Genomic DNA, 16,494 nt, shown 5'->3' on the forward strand with positions numbered 1-16,494 from the left:
GCGCGTTCGTCTTGAGCACGCGCTCGCCGCTCCAGGTTGGGGTGCGTCCACAGGCTTGCATGTGGACGCATGCTCGGGTGATCAGCGTGGGTGGGTCAATACGGCCTTGGGGCCACGCTTACGCTCAGAAATCGCTGAGGGTTTGCGATGTAGGGCAAACCTCGTTCACTGCCGCACAGGCAGCTCAGAAACGCCTGGCCAAGCGACACGATGCGGTCTGCACGTTCACTGCCGCACAGGCAGCTCAGAAATGCGCAACCGGGTGGAGCAGAGCTGGCACAACGTTCACTGCCGCACAGGCAGCTCAGAAAAAGTGCGGCGCAGATGGCTACTACGACATCACGTTCACTGCCGCACAGGCAGCTCAGAAATGCTGGGTGACGGCACCGTCGGAGCCGTCTTGGTTCACTGCCGCACAGGCAGCTCAGAAATACAGCCTGAAGCTGGATGTCACCGTGGGATTGTTCACTGCCGCACAGGCAGCTCAGAAAATACCCAGATGTTCCGCGTGGTCCGCTGGGATGTTCACTGCCGCACAGGCAGCTCAGAAACCAAGCAAGCGGCCTTCCTGCAGGCTATCAACGTTCACTGCCGCACAGGCAGCTCAGAAATGCACCAGCATCAGCTTGCTGCCGTCGGAATCGTTCACTGCCGCACAGGCAGCTCAGAAAATTTGGCGGCGCCTGCGAACGCCCCCGACCACGTTCACTGCCGCACAGGCAGCTCAGAAAACGCCGACCGGACGCATGGTGTCGTACCTGATGTTCACTGCCGCACAGGCAGCTCAGAAAACACAGCAGGAGAGTCTCCATGTCGCCCAACTGTTCACTGCCGCACAGGCAGCTCAGAAATTGGGCTGCAGTGAAGTAGTGCTCACTGGCGAGTTCACTGCCGCACAGGCAGCTCAGAAATCGGGGGCACGTCCCTGGCGGCCCAGACGAAGGTTCACTGCCGCACAGGCAGCTCAGAAAACCCGGGCGTGCAGGCTGTCATCGCACGCCTTGTTCACTGCCGCACAGGCAGCTCAGAAAAGCAGGAAGCGCTTGCGGCTCTGGGCCAGGCCGTTCACTGCCGCACAGGCAGCTCAGAAACGAGAAGAACGTGGAGGTGCTGGCGATGCTGAGTTCACTGCCGCACAGGCAGCTCAGAAATGCAAGGGCTTCAGCGGCCTGCTGTCCGAGTCGTTCACTGCCGCACAGGCAGCTCAGAAAGTTTGACATCCCGAGGCACTTCCGAGTCATCGGTTCACTGCCGCACAGGCAGCTCAGAAAGAGCGACGTCTACCTGATCGGCGCCAACCTGAGTTCACTGCCGCACAGGCAGCTCAGAAAAATGCCCGGGCTGCAGGCAGCAGCGCAGTACGCGTTCACTGCCGCACAGGCAGCTCAGAAAATCATCGGCGTCAACCCCGTGCGCCTGCCCAGGTTCACTGCCGCACAGGCAGCTCAGAAAGGTGATCGCGCTGAAGGCCTGGCCCACGTCGGGTTCACTGCCGCACAGGCAGCTCAGAAATCGGTGAGGGCCCCGAGCCAGGCGGCGGCCACGTTCACTGCCGCACAGGCAGCTCTGATGCCCGCGACCTGCCCCATTCTGCCCACGCGATACTTGGCCACCTGTTCTCCCTAAGCGCTCAGCCTCATGCCATACAGCACCCCCTTTTCGAGCCGGATTGCATCGACACTGGCCCTGCTGATGGGATTGGCCGTCTTTGTTGTCGATGCAAGGCCGGCAGGGCCTCCACCCCCCGTGGCCGCGCCGCTGCCGCCGGCGCTGCCCGCAGTGGCCAACGCCGCCTGGCCCGCCCCGCTGAGCATGGAGGTGGACGCCACCGACCTGGCCCACCGGGTGCTGCAGGCCCGGCTGCTGCTGCCGGTGACGCCTTCGGAGGCACCGCGCGAGCTGACGCTGCTTTACCCCCGCTTCCTGCCCGGGGCGCACGGGCCCTACGGTGACGTGAGCCGGCTGGCCGGGCTGATGATCAGCGCCGGCGGCCGGCCGGTGGCCTGGCAGCGCGACACGGTGGACACCCACGCCTACCGGGTGCAGGTGCCCGCCGGGGTCAACCAGCTGGAGCTGCACCTGCAGTACATCGCCCCGGCACGGCGCAGCAGCGAGCGCATCTCCATCACCCGCAGCCTGCTGAACGTGGAATGGGAGACGGTGCTGCTCTACCCGGCCGGCACGGCCGCCAGCGGGGTGCGGGTGCAGACGCGGCTGAAGCTGCCGCCGGGCTGGCAGGCCGCCACCGCCTTGCGCGGGCCGGACGGCCAGGCCCCGGCCGCGGCCGATGGTCAGGGCTGGTGGACCTTCGGCGAGACCTCGCTGGAGACGCTGATCGACTCGCCGCTGTTCGCCGGCGCGGTGCTGCGCCGCGTGGCGCTGGATGCGCCGGGAACGGCTGCCCCGGTCACGCTCAACCTGCTGGCCGACGACGCGGCGGCCGTGGCCGCCACGCCGGCCCAGCTGGACGCCCACCGCGCCCTGGTGCGCCAGGCCGACCGGCTTTTCGGCACCCGCCCCTACCGGCACTACGACTTCCTGCTGGCCATTTCCGACGAGTTCGGCGGCATCGGCCTGGAGCACCACGAATCCAGCGAGAACGGGGTGGAGGCCAGCTACTTCACCGACGACTGGGAGCGCGCCATCCGCGCCCGCGAGCTGCTGCCGCACGAGTACGTGCACGCCTGGAACGGCAAGTTCCGCCGCCCCAGTGACCTGTGGACGGCCAACTACAACCAGCCCATGCGCAACAGCCTGCTGTGGGTGTACGAAGGCCTGACCCAGTACTGGGGCCATGTGCTGACGGCGCGCGCGGGCCTGTCCACGCCGGAGCAGGCGCGCGACCGCCTGGCCTGGCTGGCGGCCGAGCTGCAGGCGCGCAGCGGCCGGGCCTGGCGCAACCTGCAGGACACCACGCTGGACCCGACCGTCGGCCCGGGCCACACCGCCGAGTGGGAGGACTGGCAGCGCAGCACCGACTACTACGACGAGGGCCTGCTGCTGTGGCTGGACGCGGACACGCTGATCCGCGAGAAGAGCCACCAGCAGCACGCGCTGGACGACGTCGCCCGCGCCTTCTTCGGCGCACCGCACGCCACCAACGCCGATGGCAGCACACGGCCGGCCGTCTATGACTTCGACACGCTGATGCAGGCCCTGAACGCGGTGCAGCCGCACGACTGGGCCGGCTTCTTCCGCGACCGGCTGGACGGCCACGACGGCCGCCACCTGCTGGACGGCGTGGAGCGCGGCGGGTGGCGCCTGGTGTGGTCAGCCCAGGAGAGCCGCTTTGCCCAGAACGAACGCGGCTGGAGCGGCCCGGAGGGCGATGAACGGCCGCAGGACCTGGCCTTCTCGCTGGGCCTGCGGGTGACCAGCGACGGCAAGCTCGAGCAGGTCTTCTGGGACAGCCCGGCCTTCCGCGCCGGCCTGGCCCCGGGCATGACTCTGGTGGCCGTCAACGACCGGGCCTACAAGCCCGAGCGCCTGAGCGCCGCGGTCACGGCCAACCGCCAGGGCCAGGCCCCCATCCGCCTGCTGGTGCGCGATGGCGACCTGTTCCTGCAGCCGGTGATCGACTGGCAGGGCGGGCTGCGCTACCCGGTGCTGGAACGCCAGGCCGGCAAGCCCGACCGGCTGGACGCGGTCTACAAGGCCCGCTGAACACCCGCTGATGGCCGGCCGCCGCAGCGGCCGGGGCGAGCCTCAGCCCAGGCCCATCATCGGGTCGCTGACGCTGTGCTGGCCGTTCTCCAGGCGGCCGGCGGCGCGGCGGCTCCAGCCGTCCAGTTGCTCGACGGTGAACTGCAGGTCGTACCAGCCCTGGGAGCCGGCCAGGCCCGGGTTCCAGCTGACACTGCCGCCCGGCGGCACCGAGAACAGCCAGGGCCCGTCGGTGCGGTAGGCCAGCGCGGTGATGCGCACGGTGGCCGCCACGCTGCCCAGGTTCTGCAGCGTGACCTGCAGGATCTTGCCGCTGCTGGGCCGGGGGGCCACCCGGACCTCCACCACCGGCACGCTGGCCCGGCGGGCCAGGCTGCCGACGAAGGCGCGGTGCCAGCCGTTGGGGCCCAGCACCCACAGGTCGTACTGGCCGGCGCTGGCGCGCAGGTCCCAACTGCCCTGCAGGCGCTGGCCGGCGCCCACGGTGTAGCGGCGCGGCTTGCGGTTCAGGTGCAGGCGGTCGTAGACGTGGAACACCGCGCCCACATCACCCGCGTTGACGAAGTCCAGCAGCAGGCGGTGGCCGGCGGCATCGGGCGTGGCGTCCGCCGCCAGGGCGTAGGGCAGCGCCCGCGAGGGCCGGGTGCCGGCCGGCTGCACCGGCAGGCTCTGCTGGTCCACGCCGGGCACCTTCACCTTGGGCAGGGCCTCCTGCTGGGCCCGCAGCGCATCCACCGCGTCCTTGGTCAGCAGTGGCAGGCTGGGCAGGGGCTCGTTGTTCGGGTTGACGAAGTTGAAGGCCGAGCTCAGATCGCCCGCCACGGTGCGGCGCCAGGCGCTGATGTTGGTCTCCACCACGCCGAAGCGCGACTCCAGGAAGCGGATCACCGAGGTGTGGTCGAAGACCTGGGAGTTGACCCAGCCGCCACGGCTCCAGGGCGAGAGCACCAGCATGGGCACGCGCGGGCCCAGGCCGTAGACGCCGCCGTCCGGCTTGGGCTGGCCGCTGGTGCCGGCCGGTGCCGGGTGGGTGAAGCGCTCGGCGCTCACATCGCAGGTGCTGGCCCCCGCTTCGCTGCCGTCGCGGTTGAGCGAGGGCGCGGCCGGCGGCGGCAGGTGGTCGAAGAAGCCGTCGTTCTCGTCGAACATCACCAGCAGCACGGTCTTGCTCCAGACGGCCGGGTCGGCGGTCAGGGCGTTGAGCGTCTGCTCCACGTACCAGGCGCCCTGGGCCGGGCAGGAGGGGCCGGGGTGCTCGCTGTAGGTGGCCGGTGCCACCACCCAGGACACCTGGGGCAGCGTGCCGGCGGCGATGTCGTCGCGCAGGGCCTGCAGGAAGCCGCCATCGGGCATGGTGTTGGCGATGCCCTTGCCCAGCGGGTTCAGGCTGTCCATCGCGCCGGCATAGGGCAGGTAGGGCGAGCCGTCGGCGCTGTTGCCGATGTCCAGGTTGGCCTGGCGGAATTTCACGAAGCCCGCCAGCGGGTTGTCGGTGAAGTTGTCCGGCATGTTCTGGTAGATCTTCCAGCGCACGCCCGCGGCCTGCAGGCGCTCGGCATAGGCCGTCCAGGTGTAGCCGCTGGTGGGCGCGTCCATGCCGTCCCACTCGTTGACCACGGCGGCCACGCCGGCGGCACTGGCACCGTTGCTGCCGGTCCACAGGAACAGGCGGTTGGGGTTGGTGCCGCCGGTCAGGCTGCAGTGGTAGGCGTCGCAGACGGTGAAGGCATTGGCCAGGGCGAACTGGAAGGGCAGCTCGGCCTGGGTGTAGTAGCCCATCGAGGTGTTGGTCTTGAACAGCGGCCAGCGGGCCATGCGGCCGTGGTCCCAGGCGAACTGCGCGTCGTGCCAGGAATGGGGTGTGCCGCCCGCGCGCTGGGCGTTGCCGCTGCTGCTGTCCAGGTGGTAGGGCAGCACGGTGCGCACGCCGTTGCTCTGCTGCCAGACGCTCTGCCCGTCGGGCAGCGGGATGGTGAAGCGGTCGCCGAAGCCGCGCACCCCCGGCAGCGTGCCGAAGTAGTGGTCGAAGCTGCGGTTCTCCTGCATCAGGATGACCACATGGGCCACGTCCTGGATGCTCTTGGCCACGTTGTGGGCCGGGATGGCCAGCGCGCGGGCGATGGCGGGCGGCAGGGCGGCGGTGCCGGCCGCGGCAGCGGCTCCCTGCAGAAACTGGCGGCGGTCGACGGTGCTCATGGTGGTCCTCCCCGGGGGCCGGTGGCGATGCGAATCAGCTTGCCAGCGGTGCGCGTCAGTTTCGTGGCACGGCCTGCCCAACGGGGGCCTTGAACAGGGGGGGGGCCGGCAGCCGCTACAGTCAACCACCGCCGCCCGCCACGCCACGATGTCCGCTCCCCCCTCCAGCCAGTTCGCCCTGCTGCGCCAGCGCCGCTTCGCCCCCTTCTTCTGGACCCAGTTCCTGGGGGCGATGAACGACAACGTGCTGAAGTTCGCCTTCACGGTGCTGGTGACCTACCGGCTGTCGGTGGACTGGCTGCCGCCCGCGCTGGCCGGGCTGGCCATCGGCGCGGTGTTCATCCTGCCCTTTCTGCTGTTCTCGGCCACCGCCGGCCAGCTGGCCGACCTGCTGGACAAGGCCCGGGTGATGCGCATGGTGAAGAACCTGGAGCTGGCCATCATGGCGCTGGCCGCCTGGGGCCTGTGGCAGGGCTGGATCGCGCTGCTGCTGGGCTGCATCTTCCTGATGGGCCTGCACAGCACGGTGTTCGGCCCGGTGAAGTACGCCTACCTGCCCCAGCACCTGGGCGAGCGCGAGCTGACCGGCGGCAACGGCCTGGTGGAGATGGGCACCTTCGTGGCCATCCTGCTGGGCAGTGTGCTGGGCGGGGTGCTGGCCGGCCTGCCCGAGGGCAGCGTGCCCAGCAGCGTGCAGGCGGTGGGCCTGGCCGGCCTGCTGCTGGCGGCGCTGGGCCGCTGGGCGGTGCAAGGCGTGCCGCCCAGCCCGCCGGACGAGCCCGGCCTGCGGCTGAACTTCAACCCCTTCTCCGAAACCTGGCGCAACCTGCAGCTGGCGCGCCAGCAGCCCACGGTCTTTCGCACCCTGCTGGGCATTTCCTGGCTGTGGTTCTTCGGCGCGGTCTTCCTGTCGCAGTTCCCGGCCTATGCCAAGGAGGTGCTGCACGGCGACGAGCATGTGGCCTCGCTGCTGCTGGTGGTGTTCTCGGTGGGCGTGGGCACCGGCTCGCTGCTGTGCGAGCGCCTGAGCCGCCACCATGTGGAGATCGGCCTGGTGCCGCTGGGCGCGCTGGGCATGACGGTCTTCGCCGGCGCCCTGGCCTGGAACTCCGGCCTGGAGCCGGCCACCGCCACCCGCTGGGGCCTGGGCGACTTCCTGGCCCAGCCGGGCCACTGGCCGCTGCTGGCCGAGCTCTACCTACTGTCGCTGTCGGCCGGCCTGTTCAGCGTGCCGATGTACGCGCTGGTGCAGTGGCGCTCACCGCCCAGCCACCGGGCCCGCATCATCGCGGCCAACAACATCCTCAACGCGCTCTACATGATCGCCAGCGCACTGATCGTCGGCGCGCTGCGTTCGGCCGGCCTGGGCATCCCCGGCGTGTTCGGCCTGCTGGCCCTGGCCAATGTGGCCGCCGCCAGTGCCCTCTTCACCCTGGAGCCGGACTACCCGCGGCGCTGCCGCGCCTGGCTGGGGCGCAAGCCAGCCTAAAATTGGGGATTCCCCGTCGGCTTCAACGAGAACACACCGTGTCCGCCACCATCCTGCAACAACTCCCCACCGGCGTGCGCGTCGGCATCGCCTTCTCCGGTGGCCTGGACACCAGTGCCGCCGTGCACTGGATGCGCTCCAAGGGCGCCGTGCCCTGCGCCTACACCGCCAACCTGGGCCAGCCCGACGAGAGCGACTACGAGGAAATCCCCCGCAAGGCCAAGGCCTATGGCGCCGACATCGCCCGCCTGATCGACTGCCGCGCGCAGTTGGTCGCCGAGGGCATCGCCGCCATCCAGTCCGGTGCCTTCCACATCAGCACCGGTGGCGCCACCTACTTCAACACCACCCCGCTGGGCCGTGCCGTGACCGGCACCATGCTGGTGGCGGCGATGAAGGAAGACGGCGTCAACATCTGGGGCGACGGTTCGACCTACAAGGGCAACGACATCGAGCGCTTCTACCGCTACGGCCTCTTGGTCAACCCCGCGCTGAAGATCTACAAGCCCTGGCTGGACCAGCGCTTCATCGACGAGCTGGGCGGCCGCAAGGAGATGAGCGAGTACCTCATCGCCAACGGCTTCGACTACAAGATGAGCGTGGAGAAGGCCTACTCGACCGACTCCAACATGCTGGGCGCCACCCACGAGGCCAAGGACCTGGAGTTCCTGAACGCCGGCATGCACATCGTCAAGCCCATCATGGGCGTGGCCTTCTGGAAGCCCGAGGTCGAGGTGAAGGCCGAGACCGTGAGCGTGCGCTTTGAAGAAGGCGTGCCGGTGGCCCTGAACGGCCAGACCTTCGCCAGCGCCGTGGCCCTGTTCGAGGAGGCCAACAAGATCGGCGGCCGCCACGGCCTGGGCATGTGCGACCAGATCGAGAACCGCATCATCGAGGCCAAGAGCCGCGGCATCTACGAAGCCCCGGGCATGGCGCTGCTGCACATCGCCTACGAGCGCCTGGTGACCGGCATCCACAACGAGGATTCCATCGAGCAGTACCGCATGAACGGCCGCAAGCTCGGCCGCCTGCTCTACCAGGGCCGCTGGTTCGACCCGCAGTGCATGATGCTGCGCGAATCGGCCCAGCGCTGGATCGCCCGCGCCGTCACCGGCGAGGTGACTCTGGAGCTGCGCCGCGGCAACGACTACTCGGTCATGAACACCGAGAGCCCCAACCTGACCTATGCGCCGGAACGCCTGAGCATGGAGAAGGTGGAGAACGCCGCCTTCACGCCGGCCGACCGCATCGGCCAACTGACCATGCGCAACCTGGACATCGCCGACACCCGCGAGAAGCTGGGCATCTACAGCGACGCCGGCCTGCTGGGCCGTCCGGACAGCAGCATCGGCCTGATCACCGCGCCTGACAAGGCCTGATCAGCGCACACGGTTGACAGCGGTTGTGTCCGGCCCCGGCCGGCGCACCGCCTTCCAGGGCCCCCTCGCGGGGCCCTTTTTTTCGCCCTCTCGCTCGCCCTCTCGCACTCAGAGGGCGGCCGACGCGGGGCCCGCCTGTCCCGTCATCCAGCCGAGCAGGGCCCGACGATCCGCATCGTCGATGGGCACCCCCTCCCGCTGACACGCGGCGACGATCACCCCGCAGGTCGTGGCCACCAGGTCATCGAATCCATGGGCAGACGTCTCCGGATCGAAGCCATTGAAGACCAATGTGCGCAGCAGTCGCAGGCACTGCTCCCGACTGACCGGGAAACCCAGCTGCTGGCAATGGTCGCGCATGGACTTGGTGACCTGGGACAGTGAGTAGGGCTGGATGTCCAGGGCTTGCGCCAGCGCCTCGAGCTGGGCGCGGTACCGGCCTGGATCCAGCAGGGGCAGGTCGACCGCATCCAGCAGGCGAAGAACCGACGATTCCCTGGCAGGCGACACGCCTCCTTCGCTCAAAGTCGGGGCGGCGCTCATCTGGAGGACATGGCGATCTGGGTCCAGCGCCCAGCCCGCCAGTTGATGCCACTCGATTCTGATCCCGGCCAGATTCAGGGACTCCAGCAGCTTCTTCCAGCTGCCATGCCCAAGCCAGGATCCTTCGATCCCGGGAAAGCGTGCCCGCGCGATCTGGGCCAGGCGCGCGATGGGGACGGGGCGATCGGATGCGGCCACCTCCTCGCCAAGCCACTGCGTGACCTGCTCCAGCGAGGCCTGCGCAGGCCTCGGATCGGTCCGGTCCCTGCCTGCTGCGGTGCCCGCGTTGGCGGTGATAGATGGGCTTGGTGCGTTCTGGAGGCGACGCGGGTCGAGTATCGCGTTGAGTTCGCGGTCAATGCGCAGCGGATCCAGCGGAAGGCTGCGCAGCAATGCGATGAAGGTGCCCTTGCCGGCCCAGTCGGTGGCTGGCAGGGCCGGAATGCGCGTGGCCAGCGCCTTGGTCAGAGCCGGCAAAGGCACGGGCTGGTCGGCGTCATCCACCATCGCCCAGACCAGCGCTTCTGCCTGCACCAGCATGCTGTCCTCGCTCGGCACGGGCGGCGCCGGAACCAGCTCTTCCTCGTCGAAGCCCAGGGCCTCGTGAATGAAGGCCTCGGGGTCGATGATGAGGTCCGCGCAGGCATCGTAGGACGCCGAGGTCGCTCCCGCGGCGAACATGGTCGTTCGCCGGTCCTCGCGACGCAGCTTGCGCAGCACCGGCGTGAAGTCGGCGTCGGCCGAGAAGACAATGAACTCGTCGTAGTGGGTCTTGGCTTGCAGGACATCGACAATGTCCAGCACCATGTGGATGTCCGTGCTGGTCTTGCCTGCCGAGGTCATCGGCGGACAGTCCACGATCTCGAAGCCCGCTCGGCTGAAGCCGATGCGGTAGCCCTGGTACATGACCGGGTTCAGGTAGCAGCGCCGCACCAGGACGCGCCGCTGCGAGGGGGCCTCCGGCATGCCCACGGCCGGCTGCAGGGTTGCCACCAGCCATTCCAGCCAACGGGAAGGTTGCCGTGCGAAGGCTTCGGCATAGCCCGGGCTCAGGCGCCGCAGGCCGGTGAAGACGTTGTCGAAATCAATGAAGAGGGCTGAGCGCATCGGCAGATCCAAGGGAGCTTGGCGACTTTGACTGTGGCGAGCGCGTGCTGGATCCCATGGGCGCGCAGGCCGGTCGGTTCGGGGAAGGACTCACGGAGGTGGTGGGACGACCCCAGCCCTCAGGGCCCGGGGGAGGTCCAGCGCCTCCACCTTGCCCGCAGCGCCCGCGCCAGCCGCCAGGGCGCACTGGCGCGCACCCGTGCGAGCAGGGCCTCTTTCCAGGGTACCCAGCGGCCGTGCAGGCGGGCGAACCAGGTCAGGCGCATCAGGGCCGGCTGCGTGAGTGTGAAGAGCCGGGCCACGATGGCCGTGCCACCCAGCTTGGCCGCCAGGATCACGGCCAGCCCCAGCACCGCATGGCCGCGACTGACGGCCCACAGCGCCAGCAGCTTGACGGGCAGCAGGGCCAGCGTGGGCAGCGCGAACAGCGCCAGCGCGCCATAGGGTGGCAAGCGCCGCACCCAGGCCTCCAGCTGCCGAAAGCCCGGCCAGGCGCCGACCCAGGCCAGCAGGCGCTGCAGCGGCTCCCAGCCCCATTCCTCGAACAGGATGAGCAGCGCCAGCGGCCACTGCCACAGCGCATGCAGCAGGGCCTTCAGACGGGCGCGCCAGGCGCTGCCGGACATGGGCGATCGCCTCAGGCCGCTGGAACGGCTTCGGGTTGGGCCGGCAGCAGGCAGGCCGCCAGGCCGGCGAGCCAGGCCTGCAGGGCCGGGCCGCGGCGCAGGCGCCCGGTGACGGTCGCGCCGGCCGCCTCCGGCGCGGGCAGGTGCTGGCGGCGTGCCGCGAGGCTGCCCTCGGGCAGCAACTGCCAGACCGGCACGGCGCGCTGGGCGCGCGGCAGGCGCAGGCGCTGCAGGCGGCGCTCGCGCTGGGCCTCGTCCCAGGGGCGGTCCAGGTGGACGATCAGGGGCAGGCGCGGCGCGGTGGGAATGCGCGGCTCGCTGCCGGGCAGGCCGTCGGCCACCAGCAGCAGGCTGGGGCCCTCGGCATCGCGGAAGCGGCGCAGCACGGCATCGGCCTCGCGGTTGGCCGTGGGCAGCACCTGGGCCTGCCAGCCGGCCGCGGCCAGCCACTCGTTGAGCAGCTCGGCCCAGGCGGGCATCTCCTCGGCGGCGTCCGACTCGGCAAACAGCACCACGCGGGACAGGCCGCGGCCCAGGGCCTCGGCCAGCAACTCGGGCAGGGCCACCAGCGCGGCCTCGCGCTCGGCCGCCTCGGCCTGGGCCAGCTGGGCGCGCAGCGCCAGCTGGTCGCTGTCGGACAGGAAGCCGCTGCGCTGCCAGCGCGCCAGCAGCGGCGTGGTGGCGGCCAGGGCCTGGGCGTGGCGCTGACGGGTCTCGTCGGGCCAGGCCACGGCGCGCTCTTCAGGCGCCCAGGCCGGCCACTGGTCGGCCACCTCGGCCCAGCCGCGCTGCAGCAGCAGCGGGCCCAGGGCTTCCGGCGTGGCGGCGGCCAGGCCCTGGGCCACGGCGCCGGTGCCCAGGCGGTCCAGCCGGCCCAGCCAGGCCTCGGCCTCGGCCGGATGGCTCTGCAGGCCGTCCTCGGGCGACAGCACCCACAGCCAGGGCGCGGCGGTGTCCTCTTCGGCCGGCAGGGCCAGCCAGCCGGGGCGCTGGTCCACGATCAGCACGTCCAGGCCGGCCGGCAGCGGCTCGCCGGGGTGCAGCAGCTGCACCGAGGCGTCCGCGCTCAGCGGAGCCAGCAGGGCCTGCCAGCGCGCGCGCAGGGCCTCGTCGGCCTCGCCACGCAGACGCACCGCCACCTGACGGGCGCCGAAATGGCGCTGCACCAGCTGCCAGGCCAGGGCCAGCTCACGCTCGGGCTCCAGGCCCTCGGCGTCGGCCAGCAGGCAGGCACCGGCGCAGGCGGCGAAGAAGGCCGCTTCGCTCTGGGCCAGGCGGGCCGGCAGCGGGCCGGCGGCAGCGCCCTCGAACTCGGCGGCTTCCAGGCCCTGCGGGAAGCTGGCTTCCAGGTGGACGATGCGCTGCCGCAGGTCGCCCTTGAGCGCCAGCTGCTGCCAGACGGCCTCGTCCACGGTCAGCCGGTGGCCGCAGCGGGCAGCCACCGCCACCAGCTCGTCCAGGGCCTCGGTCTCGTTCAGGCTGAGGCGGCCATCGCGGTCCTGCCAGCGCGAGACAGCCTGGCGCAGCGTCTCGGGGCAGCCGTGGCCGGCCTCCCACTGCAGGCGGCGGGCGGCCAGGGTCAGGCGGCTGGGGGTGGGCGGTTGCGGGGCCGGGGCCGGCGCGGGCGGGGCTTCGACCACCGGCTCGGCACCGACCTCGGCACCGACCTCGGCTTCGGGCCGGGCCTCGGGCGCCGGCGACTGGGCCTCGGCGGCTTCCAGCGCGGGCAGCGGCGTTTCAGTGGGCGCTGGCGGGGCCACCGGCGCATCGGCCGGCGCCGGCTCGGGGCGCTCGGAGACGGCGGGCACCGCGGCCTCCGCCACCGTCGCCTCGGACGCGGAGGCGGCCGGGCTGCGGCGGCGCGAGCGGCCGGATTTGCGGGCCGGAGGCTCGGTGGCCTCGGGCTCGACGGATGCCGGTACCGGCGCGGCGGCCGGGGTCTCGACCTCTGCGTCAGCCGGGGCCAAGGTGGCCACGGCCTCGGCCTCGGCTGCGGCCGGGCGCCGCTTGGCACTCTTGCGGGCCGGCGCGCGCGGGGTGGCCGGCTCGGCCTCAGCCAGCGCCTCAGGCTCAGGCGACGGAGGCTCGGCCACCTCTGCCTTGACGGCTGCCGTCTTGCGGGGCTTGGCCGGCGCACGCTTGCGGGCGGGCTTGGCGGCGGGGGCCTCGGGTTCGATGGACGCCTCAGGGGCAGAGGCGAGGATGGGGGCCGCGTCCAGCGCGGCCATCAGCGGCGCGTCGTCGGCCGGTGCGGCGGCGCGGCGGCGCCGGGAGGTGGTCGCCATGGGGCGAGTTGCTTTCTGTGAATCGATGAAGACGGCGCCAGGCGCCTGCCGGATCCCGCCGAACAACTCAGGCTGAGTCGACGCGGGAGCGCTATTGTGAAGTGAAGGGATGATGTGAGAGCGGTCAGCGCATCTTGGCGTCACATCCTTGGGGAACTTTGGACCAGGCCAGCAGCTCCTTGCGTTCGAGCACCACCTGCCAATCGGGCTCCGAAGCCGCCTCAGCCACGGGTGCCAGCAGGACCTGAGCACCAATGCGCAAACGAATGCTCAACGGACAGACCGCCGCCGGAACATCTGCTGCTGCGGGCACCGCGCACACGGGCACCCCGGCCGCCAGATTGAGTTGCAGGCATCCGCTTCGGGTCAAGACAGCCCGAACGGGCTGCACATGACCCAGCTGAAGACGGGCCATGACGTTGTCCAGCAGGTAGCCCGCACTGCCTGTGGCAGACACCACCAACATCAGTTCGACCATCGTCAGAGCCAGTGCGGCCACCAGACTGCGATCCCAAAGAAACACCCGAAGCGTGGTGGTCACGGCCAACAGCAGGATCAGGCCCACCAGAATGGTGACGGCGGTCCAAGTAGATGCATGGGCCAGTTGACCACCGCCCGCCAAGGGGGCCACGACGACCAGGGGCAACGACAGCGCAGCGAACTGCAGCGCAAAGGCCATGGCGGCCAACAAGCCGGGTACCCGCGCAACCCTGGCTGCGGGCGCCAATGAAAGAGAGGCCCAGAACAACAGTGCAGCAAGGGCCAGCCCCGTCACCGCTTGCCCCAAGCCACCATGCCAGGTCGCAGGCGCCACAGCCCAGACAGCGAAATAGCCCACCCAGACCAGGCTGGCCAGCACGGTGCTGATCAGAAGCAGCCTGCCCGAAGGCCGGGCACCTGGCGGCCAAGGCAGGCCATGGCGCATCAGCAGGCTGGGCAGAACCAGCATGACGAACAAGGCGAATAAGGTGGCCAGCCCCAGCAAGGCCACGGCATAAAGCAGCGAGAGCGCCGAGGCCAAGCTCAGGTCCGGCATGAAGCCGACGCGCGCAAAGAAGGCCAGCAGCGTCAGCCCCCCCACCAGCAAGGACAGCTGTGACAAAGGAACCAGTGGCAGTTCCTTGAGCCACCCCAGATGCCGCTGGACGAACGATGGGGGGGGCGGTTGCCTGACCAGACCAGGGCCGGCCCCGGTGGTCATCCTCGTCATCCTCAAGCGACCCGACAACGTGTTCCCCAAGGTTTGCCAGTCCCCGGAATCAGACCACCGGTCTCGCCGCAGGACTCACTGCGCACCATGACACTGCTTGTACTTGCGCCCGCTGCCGCACGGGCAAGGGTCGTTGCGCCCGACCTTCGGGCCCTCGCGCCGGCGGGGTGCGGCGGGCATGCGCTGGGCCAGGAAGCGGGCATAGATGGCCTGTGCCTGGCCGGCCAGGGCGTCGGCGGCGGCCTCGTGCTCTTCGTCGCTGAGCGGATGCTGCTCCAGGTACGCCCAGCCCTCCTCGGTGCCATAGCTCAGCATGGTGGCAAACCACTCGGGTTGCGCCGTGAGCAGAGGTGTCCAGGCCGGCATGTCCCGGGCCATGCCCAGCACATAGCCCTGACACCAGTCGTCCATGATGGACACGACCCGGCCATCGGGCAGGGCACGCTCCGACAGCAAGGGGGCGTACTCGCCCGGGATCATCAGCGCGCTGGCTATCGCGTTCCACTGCTGCATCAGCAGGCCCACCATCGCCTGCATCTGGTCTTCGCTCTCGAATGCCGGGGCCTGCACGCCTTCGTCAGCGTCCCACACCCATTTCAGGGCCTGGGTGGGCATGACGAAGTTGGGCGCGCTGATGAGGGCACAAAAGAAACCATCGATGGCCGAGGCGCTGAGTGGCCGGTCCAGGCCGTTGTCCTCGGCAAACAGGAAGGTCTCCAGACACTCAATGTCCTCGTCACTCCAGGGCCGGTCGGCGGGTGGCGTGAACTGCATGGGCAACTCCAGGCTCAGACGCCGCGGGCGCGGTCGGTGGCGAACTGCCGGCGGAATTCGTCGAAGCGGTCGGCGTCCAGCGCCTCGCGCACTTCGCGCATCAGGTTCAGGTAGTAGTGCAGGTTGTGAATGGTGGCCAGCATGGGGCCCAGCATCTCGCCGCAGCGGTCCAGATGGTGCAGGTAGGCGCGGCTGAAGCCGCCGTTGCTGGCGTCGCCGGTGCAGGCATAGCAGGTGCAGGTCTCGTCGATGGGCCGGTGGTCGCTCTTGTGGCGGGCGTTGCGGATCTTCAGGTCGCCGAAGCGGGTGAACAGGTGGCCGTTGCGCGCGTTGCGGGTGGGCATCACGCAGTCGAACATGTCCACGCCGCAGGCCACGCCGGCCACCAGGTCTTCGGGGGTGCCCACGCCCATCAGGTAGCGCGGCTTGTGTGCCGGCAGCCGGTGCGGGGTGTGGGCCATGATGCGCAGCATGTCTTCCTTGGGCTCGCCCACGCTGACGCCGCCGATGGCGTAACCGGGCAGGTCCATCTCGACCAGGGCCTGCAGCGACTCTTCACGCAGCTGCTCGAACATGCCGCCCTGGACGATACCGAACAGGGCGTTGGGGTTCTGCAGGCGCTCGAACTCGGCGATGCAACGCTTGGCCCAGCGGCGGCTCAGCTCCATCGAGAAGCGGGCTTCCTTCTCGGTCGTCAGGTGGCCCTTGGTCTCGTAGGGCGTGCACTCGTCGAACTGCATCACGATGTCCGAGTTCAGCACGGTCTGGATCTGCATGCTGACCTCGGGCGTGAGGAAGAGGCGGTCGCCATTGACCGGCGAAGCGAACTTGACGCCCTCCTCGCTGATCTTGCGCATCTCGCCCAGGCTCCAGACCTGGAAGCCGCCGGAGTCGGTCAGGATGGGCTTGTCCCAGCGCTCGAAGCCGTGCAGGCCGCCGAAGCTCTTCATCACGTCCAGGCCCGGACGCATCCAGAGGTGGAAGGTGTTGCCCAGGATGATCTGCGCGCCCATGTCGTGCAGCGAGCGCGGCAGCACGCCCTTGACGGTGCCGTAGGTGCCCACGGGCATGAAGATCGGCGTTTGCACGACGCCGTGGTTCAGGGTCAGGCGGCCGCGGCGGGCCAGGCCGTCGGTCTTGAGCAGTTCGAACTGGAGCATGGGCCGGATTGTCGCCGAGCGCAGGCCCTGCGCTGGCGCGCGCCGCCGGATGTGCGACAGTG

General features: G+C 69.9%; 9 protein-coding genes, 1 pseudogene and 1 CRISPR repeat array. Of the genes and pseudogenes, 3 read left to right on the forward strand and 7 right to left on the reverse strand.

Annotation, left to right across the window (positions count from 1 at the left end; all coding sequences use genetic code 11):
• The first annotated feature begins 163 nt into the window (after positions 1 to 163).
• Positions 164 to 1,572: direct repeats of the CRISPR family, unit length 28 nt; unit sequence GTTCACTGCCGCACAGGCAGCTCAGAAA.
• 174 nt (positions 1,573 to 1,746) lie between these two features.
• Positions 1,747 to 3,663 (forward strand): M61 family metallopeptidase, encoded by a 1,917-nt coding sequence (locus M0L44_RS17735; RefSeq protein ID WP_252771190.1) that lies wholly within the window; start codon positions 1,747 to 1,749, stop codon positions 3,661 to 3,663.
• A gap of 42 nt (positions 3,664 to 3,705) precedes the next feature.
• On the opposite strand, the gene M0L44_RS17740 is transcribed toward M0L44_RS17735, so the two are convergent.
• Entirely contained in the window at positions 3,706 to 5,859 is a 2,154-nt protein-coding gene (locus M0L44_RS17740; RefSeq protein WP_252771192.1) for a phosphocholine-specific phospholipase C, read from the reverse strand.
• A gap of 148 nt (positions 5,860 to 6,007) precedes the next feature.
• Between M0L44_RS17740 and M0L44_RS17745 the strand changes: the two are divergent.
• Together M0L44_RS17745 and argG are read left to right on the forward strand one after the other, a co-directional pair.
• Positions 6,008 to 7,330 (forward strand): annotated as a pseudogene (locus M0L44_RS17745) (MFS transporter); the annotation flags it as partial.
• A gap of 56 nt (positions 7,331 to 7,386) precedes the next feature.
• Entirely contained in the window at positions 7,387 to 8,727 is a 1,341-nt protein-coding gene (gene argG / locus M0L44_RS17750) for an argininosuccinate synthase (protein WP_252771194.1), read from the forward strand.
• 108 nt (positions 8,728 to 8,835) lie between these two features.
• Here the strand turns inward: argG and M0L44_RS17755 are convergent, their stop codons facing one another.
• The 6 genes from M0L44_RS17755 to tgt all read right to left on the reverse strand — a co-directional run bounded on the left by M0L44_RS17755 (position 8,836) and on the right by tgt (position 16,432).
• Positions 8,836 to 10,377, reverse strand: coding sequence for an NYN domain-containing protein (locus M0L44_RS17755; RefSeq protein ID WP_252771195.1), 1,542 nt, complete (start codon positions 10,375 to 10,377; stop codon positions 8,836 to 8,838).
• Between the two features lie 119 nt (positions 10,378 to 10,496).
• Entirely contained in the window at positions 10,497 to 11,003 is a 507-nt protein-coding gene (locus M0L44_RS17760) for a hypothetical protein (RefSeq protein WP_252771197.1), read from the reverse strand.
• A gap of 11 nt (positions 11,004 to 11,014) precedes the next feature.
• Entirely contained in the window at positions 11,015 to 13,288 is a 2,274-nt protein-coding gene (locus tag M0L44_RS17765; protein ID WP_252771199.1) for a hypothetical protein, read from the reverse strand.
• Between the two features lie 124 nt (positions 13,289 to 13,412).
• Positions 13,413 to 14,489, reverse strand: a complete 1,077-nt coding sequence (locus M0L44_RS17770) for a hypothetical protein (protein WP_252771201.1) — start codon at positions 14,487 to 14,489, stop codon at positions 13,413 to 13,415.
• A gap of 84 nt (positions 14,490 to 14,573) precedes the next feature.
• Entirely contained in the window at positions 14,574 to 15,272 is a 699-nt protein-coding gene (locus M0L44_RS17775) for a UPF0149 family protein (RefSeq protein ID WP_252771202.1), read from the reverse strand.
• A gap of 14 nt (positions 15,273 to 15,286) precedes the next feature.
• Positions 15,287 to 16,432 carry a tRNA guanosine(34) transglycosylase Tgt gene (gene tgt, locus M0L44_RS17780; RefSeq protein ID WP_252771204.1) on the reverse strand — a complete coding sequence of 382 codons (1,146 nt, stop codon included), beginning with the start codon at positions 16,430 to 16,432 and terminating at the stop codon, positions 15,287 to 15,289.
• Positions 16,433 to 16,494 lie beyond the last annotated feature (62 nt).

Origin of the sequence: Ideonella oryzae, assembly GCF_024055665.1 — a bacterium.
GTDB classification, from domain to species: domain Bacteria; phylum Pseudomonadota; class Gammaproteobacteria; order Burkholderiales; family Burkholderiaceae_C; genus Ideonella; species Ideonella oryzae.